The organism is Lysinibacillus sp. UGB7, from assembly GCF_049058285.1.
Taxonomy (GTDB): Bacteria; Bacillota; Bacilli; order Bacillales_A; family Planococcaceae; genus Lysinibacillus; species Lysinibacillus sphaericus_B.
This window is the reverse complement of sequence record NZ_JBMGUV010000032.1, coordinates 15,145-32,646: the sequence shown is the minus strand read 5'-3', so window position 1 is coordinate 32,646 and position 17,502 is coordinate 15,145. Positions and strand designations below refer to the sequence as shown.

Below are 17,502 nucleotides of genomic sequence, written 5' to 3'. Positions count from 1 at the left end.
AAGACAATGAGTAAACGACGAGTAGTAATTACAGGAATTGGCGCAGTTACACCACTAGGGAATAGCATCGAAGAAACATGGGCAAACATTAAAGCTGGGAAATCTGGTGTGGGCGAGTTAACACGTTTAAATAAAGATCTATTCGCTGCTAAAATTGCCGCTGAAGTAAAAGATTTTGATATTGAAAAGTATATTGAACGTAAAGAAGCCCGTAAAATGGATCGCTTTACACATTATGCATTAGCAGCCTCTATCATGGCGATGGAAGACGCACAGCTTACAATTGACGAAGAATTAGCACCGCGCGCAGGCGTGTGGATTGGCTCTGGTATTGGCGGTATGGAAACGTATGAACAACAATTTTTAACGTTCCAAGATCGTGGAGCAAGACGTGTAAGTCCATTCTTTATTCCGATGATGATTCCAGATATGGCATCAGGTCAAGTATCGATTCATTTCGGCGCAAAGGGCATTAATTCTTGTTCTGTAACGGCTTGTGCTTCTGGAACAAATTCAATTGGTGATGCATTTAAAGTAATTGAACGAGGCGATGCAGATGTAATGATTTCGGGTGGTGCAGAGTCTCCAATCGTAACAATGGCAGTTGCAGGCTTCTGTGCAAATACAGCCTTGTCTTTAAATACAGACCCAACAACAGCTTCACGTCCATTTGATAAAAATCGCGATGGCTTTATTATTGGTGAAGGTGCGGGGATTGTTATTTTAGAAGAGTATGAGCATGCAAAAGCTCGAGGTGCAAAAATTTATGCCGAAGTACTTGGATACGGATCAACTGGTGATGCCCACCATATTACAGCCCCAGCCCCAGAAGGCGAGGGTGCAGCACGTGCGATGAAGCAAGCATTAGCTGATGGGGGTGTAGAACCTTCACAAGTGAGCTATATTAATGCGCACGGAACAAGTACACCATACAATGATTTATTTGAAACGCAGGCTGTAAAATCAGCCTTTGGCGATCATGCTTACAAACTAGCGATGAGTTCTACAAAATCAATGACAGGTCACTTATTAGGCGCAGCTGGTGGTGTTGAAGCGATTTTCACAGCACTTGCGTTACAAGAGGGAATCCTACCACCAACAATCAATTTAACAGATCCAGATCCTGAATGTGATTTAGATTATGTGCCAAATGAAGCGCGAGCGGCAAATATAGAGTATGCAATGAGTAACTCTCTTGGATTTGGCGGTCACAATGCTAGTCTATTATTAAAAAAATATGATGAATAAATAAAACGTCAGCTTGTAAACAAACTCGGGTAAAAGAGTTTGGTTGCAGGCTTTTTTTACAATAGAAAGGAAGCATCATCAAGTCCGCAAAAAGCCACTTGCTTTCCATGGACGAACCATCTTGCCTATTGAGGGAAGAGATTCACCACTTCCTTGTGGAAGACATGTGCTTATGAAAAACAACACGCTCACTCATCCTATTATTAAAAAAACCTGTAGCAAACTAGAAATTCTTCAGGTTTGTCTACAGGCTCATGTATTTTTTATTATTTTTTTGAATAAATGATAAATAAGAAGAAATAGAAAGGATGCCGTCTACTTGTTCCGTCTCTTTTTATTTTTAATGAGCTATGGCTTAATGATACTTTCAATAGGAAATTTGATTTTGTACTTGAATTATCGTACTCTCGGTTATTCTTGGTCTGTTGTTTTTAAATTCATGGTCCATACCACAGAGTTTTACTTGGCGATTGGGGCCTGCATTGTTTTATGCGGTGTTGTACTTGACTTTGGTTTTGAGCGAACATCCTAGTCTGAAAGATAAGGAGAGAATGTCACGCTAATTCCGAGTGCAGATGCTACCTGTTGGGCCAAGATTGTACCTTGGTCATCATGGACTTTGGCTAAATGTTCCTTACCTTCGACGAATGAATCTATTTCAAGATCGATCCATTCACCAAAGTTGCACATCCATGAGGTCAACTCAGCTAGCAAAGCATCATTTAAAGGAAGGTTTTCTAATTCCAAATTTGCCAGACACTGACCACACCATAGAGGATCAGCACCAAAGTCTCCTTCTAAAATAAGCGTGTGTATTGGCTTTTTACAATATTCGCAGAACATAGACATAGACAAACCTCTTAGCGACGCGTGCGGCCTAAGCCCATTGCTTCTTCCATACGTTTTAATGTAGCACTGGCAATGTTATTTGCTTTCTCTGCACCTTCATCTAAAATGATGTCCAATTCAGCTGATTCTACGAGATTGTAGAACTTCTCTTGTATTGGTGTCAGATGGTCGATAACTGCTGTGGCCACACCTTGTTTGAAGCCACCGTAGCCAATACCTTCGTATTTTTTTACTAAATCGTCGATAGATACACCTGAAATTGCTGATTCGATCGTCAGTAAATTTGAAACACCAGGTTTATTTGCAACATCAAATGCCACAATACCATCAGAGTCAGTTACGGCAGATTTAATTTTTTTCTCAATATCTTTTGCAGAATCTAATAGCTTGATGTTTGCTTTTGTATTTGGATCAGATTTACTCATTTTTTTCGTAGGTTCTTGTAATGATTTAATACGAGCACCTGCTTTTGGTAATTGAATTTCAGGAATAGTAAGTACTTCACCATAACGTTTATTAAAACGTTCTGCAAGATCTCGTGTAAGTTCAATATGTTGCTTTTGATCATCGCCTACAGGGACGATATTAGTATTGTATAATAAAATATCTGCGGCCATTAACGGTGGATATGTTAAAAGAGCTGCTGAAACAGTTTCTTTTCCATGTGATTTATCTTTGAACTGAGTCATACGCTCTAATTCCCCAATAGATGCAACACATTGTAAAATCCAGCCTGCTTGTGCATGAGCAGACACTTCTGATTGAATGAATAAAGTGGATTTCTGTGGGTCGATACCAGTTGCTATATACATAGCAGCTAAGTTACGAATGTTTTTACGCAACTCTTTAGGGTCTTGTGCGACCGTGATGGCATGCTGGTCAACGATACAATAAATTGCATTTCCTTCATCTTGTAATGCAGGGAATTGCTTGAATGCTCCAAGATAGTTCCCTAATGTAACAATTCCTGTTGGCTGTACGCCTGAAAAAATAGTTGTCAAAATAAATTTCCTCCTTCGAGTTAGCAAATAAATTTAGCCCGGGTACAATCAAGATTTTTTGATCATGGACGGATAGCCATCGTACTACCTAGTAGAGTGCCCGAACGAATACTAAAGAACATAAAAAAACATCATGCGTCCTCATTAGTTCTTTCTAATGAAGGGACGAATGATGTTAGTATCCGCGGTACCACCCAGCTTGCCAAAAAGGCCACTCGACTTCGTAACGTGAAGGGACGAGCTTTGCTAGTAGTCAATTGTACACGTACTTGAACGTTCGCAAAACTAACTCGGAAGTCCATTCCAAACGCGTACACGATCTGTTTGCAGCAACCACAGACTCTCTAAACGTGCACAATGCATTTGTACTACTCTTCGTCAGCGTTTTTAATTATTGCAAAAATTATATTATAAAGAGTTAACTAATTGCAAGCATATAAAAATCAGACTTTTAGCGGTGTTTTTTTTTTGAAAAAAACTTTATGCTGGTTATGCTGTGTTTTTTTGTTAAAGAAGCAACCTTTATTACTAAGTATACGTCCCAATTGTACACGTGAAATTGACATTATTCTCGTTTATGTTTTTTAACTGAGAACAACCGAGAACAAGTAGTTGTAATAAATGAATGTTTAAAAACGCTGATAAGTGGGAATATTATTAGTAGTTCACGGTATACATTTCATATAAATAGCCTATTTAAAGCCATATAAATAGACAGAATATTTTGTAATATGGTTGTTCTTTTTTTCATTGGAACTATATTCAAATACAGCAGAGTGCTGTATAATGGAGATGTAGATTTACATTACATTAATTCTAATTTAACAAACTGTTTTATAGATAACGATTACAATCAGAAAGGATGTGTCAGTATGATAGTAACTTTATTTACATCACCTAGTTGTACGTCTTGCCGAAAAGCGAAAGCATGGTTGGAGGAACACGAAATCCCGTATACAGAGCGAAATATTTTTTCTGAGCCGTTAAGCATTAGTGAAATAAAAGAAATTTTACGCATGACAGAGGATGGGACAGATGAAATTATTTCAACTCGTTCTAAAATTTTCCAAAAACTAAATGTTGATGTAGAAAGCTTACCATTACAGCGCTTATATGAGTTAATTCAAGAATATCCTGGATTATTACGACGTCCAATAATCTTAGATGAAAAACGTTTACAAGTGGGATACAACGAAGATGAAATTCGTCGATTCTTACCACGTAAAGTTCGTGCTTATCAATTACAAGAAGCACAGCGTATGGTGAACTAATATCTCCCTATTGTGCATATAATGTATTAGGTGTTGCAAATGCAAAAAGCATGTTGTGACATCTATTTTTTTGTGCTTTACTTATGTAAAAACCTCCTGTACAGGATATAATATTTAATAGGAAAAAGTCATATATTTCCGTAAAAGTATGTTAAACTTGATTTTAGCCAAATAGTTTACTACAATTTCAATAATTCAAATATCTTTTGTGAAACGGTGTATATCCTTTTCATTTTATGAAAGAACAGCATACAATAGAATTAGAGACAACTGTGAACTGTAAATACAAAGATCTCAGTTGCTCGACGCTTTAATTGTGGTGTGGTCAAAGGTTGAAAAACAAGGGAGTATGAAGGTTAAAAACAATGAATCAAAGCATACTAATGAAATAATACTGTTTTTCGACAAATGACAGTGAAGGGAGATGAAGTCTAGTGGACATCGAACGTGTAAATGAAAATACACTCAAGCTCTTTATAACGTACAATGATATAGAGGATCGCGGCTATAGTCGTGAAGAAATCTGGTACAACCGAGCAAAGGGTGAACAACTTTTTTGGGATATGATTGATGAAGTAAATACAGAGGATTATTTTGATGTAGAAGGTCCGATTTGGATTCACATCAATGCGTCTGAAGTTGGCTTAGAAATCATTGTCACACGTGCACACATATTAAAAGACGGTGAAACATTAGATGGTCATTCGCATTTTGATGAACACAAAGAAATGTTTGCCCCATTTGATGAAGTTGGAGACGATCTTCTCAGTCAACTAACTCAATTCGGTGACATTGACGAGTCAGAATTATTTATGGATACAGATATTTATGTTTATAAATTTAAAGATATTGATGAGTTAATCCCTGTTGCAAAACGCATGACAGATGAACTAGTGGATTCCTCATTATTCAAATATGAAGATTGGTATTATCTAGTTGTAGACTTCACGAATGCAGATGACGATTTAAATCGCCATGACAAAAATGCGGTCATTAAAGAATTTCTAAGCCCATCAAATTTCACAATTCATCGCCTCGAAGAATACGGCGATATGATTATGGAGTACGATTGCTTTGAAACTATTCGCAAGTATTTTAGCTAAATGATTCAAGCCTCTGAGAATATCCAGAGGCTTTTTTGTATGGCTTGTTTTCAGGGTGCGTATCTGGCTTGCATGTAGAGCGCATGACGATTAGCAATGCAAAAATCGAATTTGGCAAAAAAGCCGATTTTTTTTTTGTAGCGAGCGAGATGACATTTTATAATGGGATAAAAAGGAGACGATTTTATGCTAATTGCCCACACAGAGCATGGTAAGCCTTTTATCTCATATCAACATACAAGAGAAGCATTACAATTATTTCGCCGAAACTCAAATTTTTTTTGCCCACAATGTCAGCAACCTGTCCAGTTGAAAATTGGTACTGTCAATATCCCACATTTCGCACACATAGCGAATCAGGTTTGTGAACAGCTATTTGCAGAAGGTGAATCTATGCTTCATTTACAAGGTAAGGTTCAATTGTTCGAATGGCTGAAGAAACTTGGTCATACAGTAGAGTTGGAGCCATTTATAAAGAGGCTATCTCAACGACCAGATATACTTGTAACGAAAGAGCATCATCAAATAGCAATTGAGTTCCAATGTAGCGCACTCTCTCTTGAAAAATGGCAGTTGCGCACAGCAGGTTATGAAAGTATCCATATCAAAGCACTGTGGCTTTTTCAAACACCAAAGAAAAACCTTACCTCACAGGACACACTCAAAATTACTATTCCTCCTATCATACAACAAGCTATCACCTATCCTTATAAGGGTTTGCCCTATTTATTGACATATGATGCGCATACAACGAGGTTTAACTATTGGACGAATCTTCTTTATGTTCAAGGGCATACTTTTATAGCGAAACTACAGTACCTACCTATTGAAAAACAGCAATTTCCGTTTTATGTTCCGAAGCCAGTAACAAAAGAAGCATTTTATCGTTACTGGCAGCTCTATAAAAAGATTTGTGCGCAGTATGTATATCAAAGATTACTACGTAGTAAAAAAGGCGTGCAGGATACTTTTCTCCGAAGTTGTTATGAGCTACGCTATTCACTCGAGGCAATGCCTGTTTATGTTGGTATACCTGTTAAAAATGCAGAAGCAATTCCAATTTTTTCACTCGAATGGCAGACGATTTTACATCATTTTTGTAGGCAATGCCAACTGCATCCTCAAGCATTATGCAATGCAGATATTCAACTTTTTCTTCATCAGCTTGATTTGGAGGTGACAAGTGACGCCGTTCAAGCTGTAAAAAATTATTGTAAGGTGTTCGAAAGGTGGATGCAAAACAAAGATAGTTTTCCAAATATCACAGAGCAAGTTTATGTACATTTTTTCAATTTTAATGAGGAGTAAGGTTGTCATTGTACCCCACATAAACGGTCAGTAGTCATCCATCAAGATGCAAGGTGAAAATAGGAGGGCGAACAACTGACCGTAAAAGCCCGATTGGTTCAACTAATAATCAGTGGGGAAGAAGAAAATCCCCACTGATTGAAGTTGTCACAGTATAACGAAATGGGAGCACAATGTTTAGGTTTAGAAGCCAATATTATGTAAGTAATTAGTTGGTTCAATTTAACATAAATTACTCTACCAATAATAGGGTCACTTTATTTGCAATTGCCACAATATACTGAGAAAATATGAGAGTACAGGAAAAACTAACATATAGAGGGGGCTGGCATATGGCTAGTAACAGCAATCAGCTTTTAATGAGAAATGAAATACCAGTAGAGTTAACTTGGCGCTTGGAGGACATTTTTGCAACAGATGCACAGTGGGAAGAGGAATTAAAAGAAGTCGCAGCATTTGCAAAACAGGCACCAAGTTATGCAGGTACTTTAAAAAATGGTGCAGACGCCTTATTAGCAGTCCTAACGTATTACGATCAAATTTACCAGCGCACTATGAAGCTCTACACATATGCTCATATGCGTTACGACCAAGATACAACAAATAGCTTTTATCAAGATATGAATAGCCGTATCCAAACGTTAGCAACAAATATTTCAGCTGCCCTATCGTTTTTAACGCCGGAAATTTTGTCATTAAGTGAAGAAACAATTGAAAGTTACTTAGCGGAAAAAAAGGAATTACAATTATATAAGCAATCTTTAAAAGAGATTACCATGGCACGTCCGCATGTGTTACCTGCTGAGCAGGAAGCACTTCTTGCCCAAATGTCAGAGGTAACAGGTACAGCATCGAATACATTTAGTATGTTGAACAATGCGGATATGGTCTTCCCAAAAGTGAAAAATGAAGATGGGGAAGAGGTTCAGCTTACACATGGTAACTATATTAAGTTCTTAGAAAGTAAAGACCGCACTGTACGGGAAGCGGCATTTAAAGCAATGTACGAGACATATGGTCATTTTAAAAATACATTTGCGTCTACATTAACAGGCAATGTGAAAAAACATAATGTAAGTGCACGTATTCGTAATTATGATTCTGCCCGTCATGCGGCAATGTCAAATAACTTTATTCCCGAAAATGTATACGATCAATTAGTAGAGACAATTCACAAGCATTTACCAGTTATGCAGCGTTACATTGCCTTACGCAAAAAGTTGTTAGGCGTAGAAGAATTGCATATGTGGGACTTATTCACACCACTTGTGAAAGAAGTCGACATGAAAATGCCATATGACGAAGCGAAGGACATTTTAGTGAAGGCTTTAGCACCACTTGGTGAGGAATATCAGGGCATTGTCCAAAGTGGTTTGGATAATCGCTGGGTAGATGTGAAAGAAAACAAAGGGAAACGTAGTGGTGCCTATTCTTCAGGTGCATATGGTACTAACCCTTATATTTTAATGAACTGGCAGGATAATGTAGATAATTTATTTACATTAGCGCATGAGTTTGGCCATAGTGTTCACAGCTATTACTCGCGAAATAATCAGCCGTTTGTCTATGGAGACTATTCTATTTTCGTGGCGGAAGTGGCGTCCACATGTAACGAAGAGCTATTAAATGATTATCTACTGAAAACAATTGAAGATCCTCAACAAAGGATTTATTTATTAAACCATTGGCTTGATGGCTTCCGCAGTACAGTTTTCCGACAAACAATGTTTGCAGAGTTTGAGCATTTAATCCATCAAATGGATCAAAATGGAGAGTCCTTAACATCAGAACGTTTAACGGAAGTTTATTATAATTTAAATAAACAATACTTTGGCGAGGATATGGTGGTAGACAAAGAAATTGGCTTAGAATGGGCACGTATTCCACACTTCTACTACAACTATTATGTATACCAATATGCAACTGGAAAATCAGCTGCAACTGCATTAAGTAAGCAAATTTTAGAAGAAGGTACACCAGCTGTAGAACGTTATATTAATAACTTCCTAAAAGCAGGCTGCTCAGACTTCCCAATCGAAGTATTAAAAGCAGCAGGTGTTGACATGAATGTAGCAAAACCAATTGATGATGCTTGTAAAGTATTTGAAGAGCGTTTAAATGAATTAGAAAAATTATTGTTAAATAATTAATTTGTGTGGCTGTAGTAAGTTTACTACAGCCATTTTCTATGCGGTGTTGAAAATATGGCCATGAATATTTTTAAAGATTAATGTTTTTCTTAGATTTCTAAATGGATAAAAGTATCCATCTTGAAAAAATACTGTACTGTAATCGCTTTCTATTTGACAAATTTGTGAATCTAGAGCACGTTTCATTGCTAATTTTATTATTCCATGATAAAGTGATTCTTGTGAAATAAATCACAAAACAAACATACACCCCTTTGTTTGAACGTGAACATTTCTCCCATCCCCTTTGTGAAAAAGAGGCGTCTCTATCTGTCGAGGATAGTGGCGTCTCTTTTATTTTTTCATGATGATGTTAGGGTGATTATAAAGGATTGTTTTGTGAGAATTCAGTAAGCACTTTTAGAAATTTACAGCGCTTCCTCTAATTTTTTTATGACTAATTTAGCTTAAGTTAAATATAAAAAGGATAGGGACTCATCACTAGTGTTTGAGTCCCTATCCTTTGAAAAATAGTATAATTGCATTATTTAGTACGCCATAAAGTAGCGTGGTCTGTTTGAATACGTTCAATTTTTTGTTGCAGCATGCGTTTTTTTAATTCACGTTCTGCAGATTGTTCTGTTAATGAATAGATGAAGGCTATCTCATTGGTTGATAATGTATGGTACTTCAGAAATAATTCTTCAAATGTTGGTAATGGTTGACGGATAAGTTGTTCATCCATCATTTCTTGTAATATATGCTCGTAAACTTCATAAGAGTAGCTACCACTAACTTTTAGTCCCTCATCTTCAATACACTCATTGAAAAAAACGATACTTGGTACTTCATCTACTTCCATTTCGCGTTTAATATATAAATCGCATTGGAAGGCACGAGCAGCTTCCTTTGAACCGAAATCTACAGTAAATTCATTCATATCTAATTGTACATCCTCTGCAATTTTTAAGAGAGTTGCATAGGAATTTACATCTTCATGTTTCAGTAATACATATTCTTGTAATTTGGACAAATATCGTGCGCCTGCACGTTTACCCTGTAACTCTGCTGCTTTGATGGCAATAGAAGGTAAAACAGGATGGTTGATGTCGAGTTCAATCCCAGATCCACAGCCTTTCGTACGCTTGCTCAGACAATTCAGAGAAGAAAGCTCTGTGCTTAGTACAAAACGCCATGTGAAATAATGATTATACTCAAGCTGTAATTTGCGAATAATCGCTTGCATACTGAAAGCTTCAGGACAAAGTGGATCTACGAAAATATACAATTCAATTGGCTTAATGGCAGTAGAAATCGCGTGAGTAGGCTCTTGTAGCATTTGAATATTATTCACGTAATAATTCCCCCTCATCGTCATTAGGTGTATTAATCATGTGATGAGCTGTTAACACTAAACGCTGATAATAAGTTTCACGGAACTTTCCTTCCAAACCAACTTCATCCATTGCTTCGGCCATACATTCGAGCCAAGCTTGTGCACGATCAGGTGTAATGGCAAAATTCATATGACGTGCACGCATCATTGGATGTCCATGTTCTTCTGTAAAAAGATTTGGTCCACCTAAATACTGTGTTTGAAATTGAATTTGCTTGCGGGCTGTCTCAGTTAAATCTTCTGGAAAGATTGGAATAAGATCAGGATGCTGAGCGACTCTTTTATAGAACGCATGGATGAGTTCTGAAAGTTTTTCAGCACCCAGCTCCTCATAAGGAACAGTGTATTTTCGACTCATGGGTAAATGCTCCTTTAATTCTTTATATGAAGTATATCGTAAAGTACGAATCAATTTGTTGGCAGGACAAATTGTCTTTTTTATAGATTTTGAATTTGTTCACCAGAAAAATGTGAATTTCTTGTGACTACCTTCATTCTATCAACGTCTTTTCGTTTACACAAACAAAGAGCTCTCGATTAGTTTTTCGCTAGAAAAGCACAAATTTCACCATCAAGGGTGAAATTTGCTGAGAAAGACTGAAAATATAGGGATACTGCGATTAAGCTGTGAAGTAATTCATCACTTTTTTGACATAGTTCTGCGTTTCTTTAAAAGGAGGAATGCCACCATATTTTGTCACACGGGAAGCCCCCGCATTGTATGCTGCTAAAGCTAGAGATGGATCATTATCGAATTTATCGAGCATTTGACGTAAATATTTGGCTCCTGCCATGATATTTTGTTCAGGGTCAAAGGCATTTGTGACACCTAAATACTGAGCTGTTTTTGGCATTAATTGCATTAAGCCCTGTGCTCCTGCATGGCTTACGACACTAGCATTAAAATTAGATTCTTGTTTGATTACAGCAGCGATTAGTTTATCAGGTACATTATACGTAGCTGCGGCCTTTTCAATGATTGAAGCGTATCTACTTGCTCCTGCCAGTGAGTTTGCATAAGCTGTCGAGCCAATAACATCATCAGAAACGTAGCTATCTAACTTTGTGCTAGATTGAGTGTTTGCTAATGCTGTATAAACAGATGCAGGTACATAGACTGAATTTGAGCCTTTATATAGTAACGATTGGATAGCCATATTTGACGTATTGCCAGGTACGTTAGCTAAATTACCAAGCTGACTCATAATATCTGATGTGTTTGAAGATGAACTCATACCGAGTAAACTAGACATTTTTGCACTACTAGCTGTTGTGGCATCGCCGAGCAATTCGCCAATCATATCAGAAAAGATAGAATTATTGTCTGTTAGAGCGTTCGATGATGAACTTTCAGTAGAACCTAGTGATTGTAGTGCTTGAATTTCGAGTAAAGTCTTTAGTGATTGGATATCCAAGTAGTTGGTCACTCCTTCTTTCGGCAGTTAAGCAATCATGATTGTTTTTTATGTGCTTGCAATGCTTTCATAAAGCGTGCAATTTTTTTATCTGTAACTTGTTTTTTTATACCATATTGTTGTAGAAATACGTCGAAGATTGCATTTCCTTTTATTACATCATTTGATTCATATTCTACCTCATAATCGTCACACTGCAAATAGAAAGAATGATCAAATACAAGAAGCCCGTCTTTGTAAGGAATTTCGACACGGTCCGTAGTGAGGGAACCAAATACTTCTAATGCATCTAAATGGACATTATATACGGCTAGTCTTTTTGCTACTTCTGGAGCAAAAAAGCCTTTACCATCAAGCATTTTCTTTGCCTGCTCTGCAGTCAATACATCAGTTGTTTCAAGGTGTTCATGTTCTGCTGATTTTTCTTTTAGGGTACATTCATAATAATTGTCGATTTGTCGAATACGGAGCCCGCTCTTTAAATTTCTAATCGCATGAAGCGGTGTGTCGAAATAATGATTTGTTTGACGATGAATTGCATTGTCGCTAATCTGGAAATCTTTCAATAATTGCTCATATTGTTGTTTTGTTAAGAGATTTTTAAATTCAATTTCAAGTTGTTGTGACATTGTTTTCACCTTACCTGTTTATTTTTTAGGATTAAGAAGGAACTGTTTCGCGCATCCTTTTGTTCAATATAATCGAAAACTACCACGTGGAAATACGCTTTTTTTATAGAGAAGTTTGTTAATGGTTTTCACAATTACACACTGCAACTATTTACCCCATATGCTAAAATAAGAGGAAGAGTAAGACGAAAAGGGGACCATCAAGTGCGTAAAATTTATACGATAGAATTATTTTATTTTGAAAACCAACAACTTCATTTTAGTTTAAACGACAATGAATTAAATTTACAGTTAAAGCCTGCAGCACAATTAATCGCAGATTCGGATGATTTTGCTTTTATCTATTTACTTGATGCAGGAGAGGACTATCATTACTTGCGTTTCCCTACAAGTAGTTGGGAGAATCTTGTACATATTTTACAAGCAAGGCAAAATCCAATGTTACAAGTAGGAGAAGAAGTGATGGAACTTGTAAACTTCTACGAGGAATTGGAAATGCTCGTGTATAATATTGAGGGAAATTACAATTATGGAGCAGAATTTGTTCAAGCAGTGGAACAACACTTCAAGGCAGTTCTCGCTGACTAAAAAGACAAAACGAACAGACGGTGTTCGTGTTCAATGCCGTGTGTCGGGAGGTTTTAGCGATGGGACAATGGGAGATCTTTTTAAGTCCTTATAAACAAGCAGTAGACGAGTTAAAGATAAAATTAAAAGGTATGCGTTCTCAATTTGGTATTGTAAATGCAAACTCACCAATTGAATTTGTAACAGGACGTGTAAAACCGCTAGCAAGTATATATGATAAAACGTTAGAAAAAGGACTAGCCTTTGAACCTTCAAAGCAACTAGGCGATGAACTTGGTGATATTGCAGGTGTTCGTATTATGTGTCAATTTGTAGACGATATCTCGACAGTGACTGAGCTGATACGACAGCGTAAAGATATGCGTGTAGTGGAAGAACGCGACTATATTACGCATAGCAAACCAAGTGGTTATCGCTCACACCATATGATTGTAGAATATCCAGTTGAGACCATACAGGGAAAAAAGGTTGTACTAGCAGAAATTCAAATACGTACACTAGCCATGAATTTCTGGGCATCAATTGAGCATTCTTTAAACTATAAATATAAAGGCATGTTCCCAGAAGAAATCAAAAATCGCCTACAGAGTGCAGCGGAGGCAGCTTTCCGATTAGATGAAGAAATGTCATCAATTCGTAGTGAAATCCAAGAAGCACAGGCTTACTTTAGTGAATACAAAGAAGCATCGAATCCTAATTTACTATCGGAGAAGGAGCGTGACGCGCAATGAAATTTTCCATTCAATCACGTAGAGATGCGCAGTCGAACGAATTAATGGAGTTAGCAAAAACGTATTTGCAGGATTTTGGATTAACGTATGATGAAGAAATGCCTGAAATTGTTGTATCTATTGGAGGAGATGGTACGCTATTGCACGCTTTCCATCGATATTCCCACTTATTAGATCAAGTTGCCTTTGTGGGTATCCATACAGGGCATTTAGGCTTTTATGCTGACTGGAAGCCATCTGAATTGGAAAAGTTGGTATTATCCATCGCCAAAAAAGACTTTAATGTCGTTGAGTATCCATTATTGGAAGTAAAAGTAGAACATCATAATACAGAATCAAATACGTATTTGGCGTTAAATGAGGCAACGGTGAAATCACCAGATGTGACACTTGTTATGGATGTGGAGTTAAATGGCAATCAGTTTGAACGTTTCCGTGGTGACGGTCTTTGTGTCTCAACGCCTTCTGGTAGTACAGCCTATAACAAAGCCCTCGGAGGAGCTATTATTCACCCGACATTAGCAGCACTGCAAATTACTGAAATTGCATCCATTAATAACCGGGTGTTCCGTACAGTTGGTTCACCACTTATTTTACCAGCACATCATCACTGTATATTACGTCCAGTTAATGAACAAAACTTTAATATGACAGTAGACCATCTGCAAGTCACTCAAGGTGATGTGAAGTCAATTGCATTTAATGTAGCAAATGAAAGAGTGCGTTTTGCACGTTTCCGACCATTCCCATTTTGGGAGCGAGTACATGAATCATTTGTGGCTAACGAATAACATGGATACACGGTATACATTAAGTTTTACAGCACAGAAAGATGGCCAGCTTTTACGAGAGGCATTAAGTGGATGGCACATTTCCAAACGCGCATTAACAGCCATTAAGTTTGAAGGTGGCTTACTAACAGTAAATGGCGTCGAACGTAATGTGCGCCACCCTCTGCAAATGGGCGATTGTGTTGAAGTAAAATTTCCACCAGAAGAAAAAAGTGAGGGACTTGTCGTTGAATATGGTGAGCTTATAATTGTCTACGAAGATGAAACAATCTTAGTGCTCGATAAGCCAGCACATCAAAGTACCATTCCGTCACGTGAGCATCCGACAAAAAGTATCGCAAATAATGTATGTGGCTATTTTGAGCACCTAGGTCTAGCCTCGACAGTTCATATTGTCACAAGGCTTGATCGTGATACGTCAGGCTTACTATGCATTGCCAAACATGCACATATCCATCACTTAACAGGACTTGCACAGCGAGTTGGGCAAGTGTCGCGCGAATACGAAGCTATTGTACATGGACATGTAATGGAGGATTGGCAGTCCATTATTGCGCCGATTGGACGTAAAGATACGAGTATTATTGAGCGTGAGGTGCGAAAAGATGGCCAGTTTGCCCACACAGACGTGTCAGTAAAACGGCGTTTCCACATTGAAGAGGAGCCGATGACACACATTCGATTAAAGCTTCATACAGGGCGGACACATCAAATTCGTGTGCATATGGCTTATCTTGGTCATCCACTTGTGGGAGACGAATTATACGGCGGAACACGACAATGGATAGATCGTCAGGCATTACATTGTGTTTCATTGTGTATGCAGCATCCTTTAACCAGAGAGATTTTGCACTTTACGAGTTCTTTAAATGGAGATATGCAACAGTTAATTGATAACAGTTAGACTAATTTATAGATGAAGAGATGGCTACTGGATAAAGTGAAATAATTAGGGAGATGTTCGCAAAAACGGGCATCTCCTTATCATTTTTTTGTACGATGTCCCGTTCTTAACAGCATATTTACAGAAAATAGAGCAATTGTAGGGTATAGTAGAGTAGAAAGTTTAGGTCAAAGAAAAAAAGAGTTTGCAGAAATAGTACAATACCTACTATTATATAAAAGGTAGATTTACGTCATTGTACGTACAAATGAATTTAATGCTCGGAAGGAGGGGACAAGCATGATAGAGGAAAGAAATGAAAAGGATGATGTGCAATTTGACGAAGCACATTTACGAAAAATGCTCGAGGGGCATGATATTGAAGCATTCCGTGATGAGTTTTTAGAGCTTCATCCATATGATCAGGCAACGTTTTATGAAAAGGTGGAACCTGATATAAGGAAAATCATCTATTCGTTCTTGTCTCCGACGGAAATGGCTGATATTTTTGAGGCAATTGAAATAGATGATGATGAATATAAAGCATATCTAGCAGAAATGGATCCGGCCTATGGGGCAGAAATGCTCTCGCATATGTATGCAGATGATGCGGCGGACGTTTTAAATGAGCTAGATACTAAACAACGTGAAAGCTATTTAGGCATGATGGATGAAGAAACGGCTGAAGAGATTAATGAGCTATTAAGCTATGATGAATATACGGCCGGTTCTATCATGACGACTGAATATGTAGCTATACCGGAAAATTCAACAGTACGTTCAGCAATGGCTATTTTACGTAAAGAGGCACCGAATGCTGAAACAATTTATTATATCTTTGTTGTAGATGAAGCGCATCGCCTCACAGGCGTCATTTCACTGCGTGATTTAATTATTGCTAATGAGGACACACTAATTCGTTCCATTATGAATGAACGTGTTGTCATGGTGCATGTTGGCGATGACCAAGAAGCGGTTGCGCAAATCATGAAGGATTATAATTTCCTAGCTACACCAGTTATTGATAATAAGGGCGAGCTACAGGGGATTATTACGGTTGATGATATTATCGACGTCATCGATGAGGAAGCGTCAGAGGACTATTCTAAATTAGCTGGTATCTCTGATATGGATAAATTTGATACGAGCTCTTGGCAAGCAGCAAAAAAACGGTTACCATGGCTTGTCATTTTGTTGTTTTTAGGAATGCTGACTGCAAATTTAATGGGGCAATTTGAAGATACATTAGATAAGGTAGCGTTACTTGCTGTATTTATCCCTCTTATTTCAGGTACTTCAGGGAATAGTGGTACACAGGCATTAGCCGTAGCTATTAGAGGGATTGCGACAGGGGACGTCGAAGAACATAGCAAGTTGAAGTTGCTAATTCGTGAGGCTGGCACTGGCCTCATGACAGGTATTGTTTGTGGATTGATAGTTATCGGTGTTGTTTATTTTTGGAAGCATGAGCTTATTCTTGGCATGCTTGTAGGTGCAGCAATTTGCGGTTCGATTTTAGTGGCAACCCTTGCAGGATCATTTATTCCATTACTGATGCATCGCATGAAAATTGATCCAGCTGTTGCATCTGGTCCATTTATTACAACATTGAATGATATTACGAGTATTTTAATTTACTTAGGATTAGCAACAATGTTTTTAAGTCAGATAGGCTAAGAACCTATTCCTTTCTTTTTGCATATTGTATGGAAAAAAGGGAAGTGAAAATGGTGGATCGAGAGCCACGTTTGTTTATTAAATCACCAACTTATTTTTTAAATATTTCCAAAATGCTGCATGAACTTGATTTAGAGGATGAGTTGGATGAAAGTACGTCAGTGTATATTAGGGACCAATATGGCGATGAGCCCGACATGCTAGAAAAAGAGATTCAGAAAGACGTACAAATCGATGAATACGTACTTAAACAACTCCAATTTTTAGAAAAACCATTTCGACAAAAGGTATATCAACCATTATTAATAACTTTAAAAGATGGTAGAAAACTTAGTGGAACTGCATCTGATTTACAGATTGATTCATTGATGCTTAGTTCTGTAGAGTTAAAAACACAAGAGATTATACTTTTTGAGGATATTCAAGAAATATTATGGCGCGGAAAAAACTTGCCAACTTTATAAAAAAGTGTACAGCAGAGGA

17 protein-coding genes and 1 other annotated feature are annotated in these 17,502 nt (G+C 37.5%); of the genes, 11 read left to right on the top strand and 6 right to left on the bottom strand.

The features are described from left to right. Window positions 1–6: 6 nt before the first annotated feature. A complete protein-coding gene (gene fabF, locus ACOMCU_RS22240) occupies window positions 7–1,248 on the top strand; it encodes a beta-ketoacyl-ACP synthase II (RefSeq protein WP_010858101.1) in 1,242 nt (413 codons plus the stop codon). A gap of 528 nt (window positions 1,249–1,776) precedes the next feature. Here fabF and ACOMCU_RS22235 read toward each other — a convergent pair. Continuing rightward, window positions 1,777–2,097 (bottom strand): hypothetical protein, encoded by a 321-nt coding sequence (locus tag ACOMCU_RS22235; protein WP_010858103.1) that lies wholly within the window; start codon window positions 2,095–2,097, stop codon window positions 1,777–1,779. An 11-nt stretch (window positions 2,098–2,108) separates the two neighbouring features. After that, window positions 2,109–3,098 (bottom strand): tryptophan--tRNA ligase, encoded by a 990-nt coding sequence (trpS, locus tag ACOMCU_RS22230; protein WP_421051420.1) that lies wholly within the window; start codon window positions 3,096–3,098, stop codon window positions 2,109–2,111. A gap of 158 nt (window positions 3,099–3,256) precedes the next feature. After that, window positions 3,257–3,489, bottom strand: a binding site (T-box leader). Window positions 3,490–3,973: 484 nt separating this feature from the next. On the opposite strand from trpS, the gene spxA reads away from it, so the two are divergent. From spxA to pepF, 4 genes are all read left to right on the top strand, one after another. Beyond that, window positions 3,974–4,369: a transcriptional regulator SpxA gene (gene spxA, locus ACOMCU_RS22225; RefSeq protein WP_024362527.1), complete on the top strand. Its 396-nt coding sequence runs from the start codon at window positions 3,974–3,976 to the stop codon at window positions 4,367–4,369. Window positions 4,370–4,803: 434 nt separating this feature from the next. Further along, window positions 4,804–5,472, top strand: coding sequence for an adaptor protein MecA (gene mecA, locus ACOMCU_RS22220; protein ID WP_010858106.1), 669 nt, complete (start codon window positions 4,804–4,806; stop codon window positions 5,470–5,472). 186 nt (window positions 5,473–5,658) lie between these two features. Beyond that, a complete protein-coding gene (locus ACOMCU_RS22215; protein WP_010858107.1) occupies window positions 5,659–6,780 on the top strand; it encodes a competence protein CoiA in 1,122 nt (373 codons plus the stop codon). Between the two features lie 332 nt (window positions 6,781–7,112). Then, complete coding sequence (pepF, locus tag ACOMCU_RS22210; RefSeq protein WP_010858108.1) at window positions 7,113–8,930, top strand: oligoendopeptidase F; 1,818 nt, start codon at window positions 7,113–7,115, stop codon at window positions 8,928–8,930. 523 nt (window positions 8,931–9,453) lie between these two features. Here the strand turns inward: pepF and ACOMCU_RS22205 are convergent. The 4 genes from ACOMCU_RS22205 to ACOMCU_RS22190 all read right to left on the bottom strand — a co-directional run bounded on the left by ACOMCU_RS22205 (window position 9,454) and on the right by ACOMCU_RS22190 (window position 12,349). Next, window positions 9,454–10,263 (bottom strand): DsbA family protein, encoded by an 810-nt coding sequence (locus ACOMCU_RS22205; protein WP_010858109.1) that lies wholly within the window; start codon window positions 10,261–10,263, stop codon window positions 9,454–9,456. Next, complete coding sequence (locus tag ACOMCU_RS22200) at window positions 10,256–10,663, bottom strand: hemoglobin (protein ID WP_010858110.1); 408 nt, start codon at window positions 10,661–10,663, stop codon at window positions 10,256–10,258. Before ACOMCU_RS22200 ends, ACOMCU_RS22205 begins: the two co-directional genes overlap by 8 nt. Window positions 10,664–10,925: 262 nt before the next feature. After that, window positions 10,926–11,720, bottom strand: a complete 795-nt coding sequence (locus ACOMCU_RS22195) for a lytic transglycosylase domain-containing protein (RefSeq protein WP_421051419.1) — start codon at window positions 11,718–11,720, stop codon at window positions 10,926–10,928. A 35-nt stretch (window positions 11,721–11,755) separates the two neighbouring features. Next, a complete protein-coding gene (locus ACOMCU_RS22190) occupies window positions 11,756–12,349 on the bottom strand; it encodes a CYTH domain-containing protein (RefSeq protein WP_421051418.1) in 594 nt (197 codons plus the stop codon). 204 nt (window positions 12,350–12,553) lie between these two features. On the opposite strand from ACOMCU_RS22190, the gene ACOMCU_RS22185 reads away from it, so the two are divergent. The 6 genes from ACOMCU_RS22185 to ACOMCU_RS22160 all read left to right on the top strand — a co-directional run bounded on the left by ACOMCU_RS22185 (window position 12,554) and on the right by ACOMCU_RS22160 (window position 17,483). Further along, window positions 12,554–12,937, top strand: a complete 384-nt coding sequence (locus ACOMCU_RS22185; RefSeq protein WP_010858113.1) for a hypothetical protein — start codon at window positions 12,554–12,556, stop codon at window positions 12,935–12,937. Window positions 12,938–12,996: 59 nt separating this feature from the next. Further along, the gene (locus tag ACOMCU_RS22180; RefSeq protein ID WP_010858114.1) at window positions 12,997–13,668 is read left to right on the top strand and encodes a GTP pyrophosphokinase; all 672 of its coding nucleotides are present in this window, start codon (window positions 12,997–12,999) and stop codon (window positions 13,666–13,668) included. Continuing rightward, a complete protein-coding gene (locus ACOMCU_RS22175) occupies window positions 13,665–14,459 on the top strand; it encodes an NAD kinase (protein WP_010858115.1) in 795 nt (264 codons plus the stop codon). The genes ACOMCU_RS22180 and ACOMCU_RS22175 overlap by 4 nt, the downstream gene beginning before the upstream one ends. 1 nt (window position 14,460) lies before the next feature. Then, window positions 14,461–15,363 (top strand): RluA family pseudouridine synthase, encoded by a 903-nt coding sequence (locus ACOMCU_RS22170; RefSeq protein WP_036131130.1) that lies wholly within the window; start codon window positions 14,461–14,463, stop codon window positions 15,361–15,363. Between the two features lie 279 nt (window positions 15,364–15,642). Beyond that, window positions 15,643–17,019, top strand: a complete 1,377-nt coding sequence (gene mgtE, locus ACOMCU_RS22165; protein WP_010858117.1) for a magnesium transporter — start codon at window positions 15,643–15,645, stop codon at window positions 17,017–17,019. 50 nt (window positions 17,020–17,069) lie between these two features. Then, on the top strand, window positions 17,070–17,483 hold the full coding sequence (locus ACOMCU_RS22160) for a hypothetical protein (RefSeq protein WP_010858118.1): 414 nt from the start codon (window positions 17,070–17,072) through the stop codon (window positions 17,481–17,483). The last annotated feature ends 19 nt before the right edge of the window (window positions 17,484–17,502 follow it).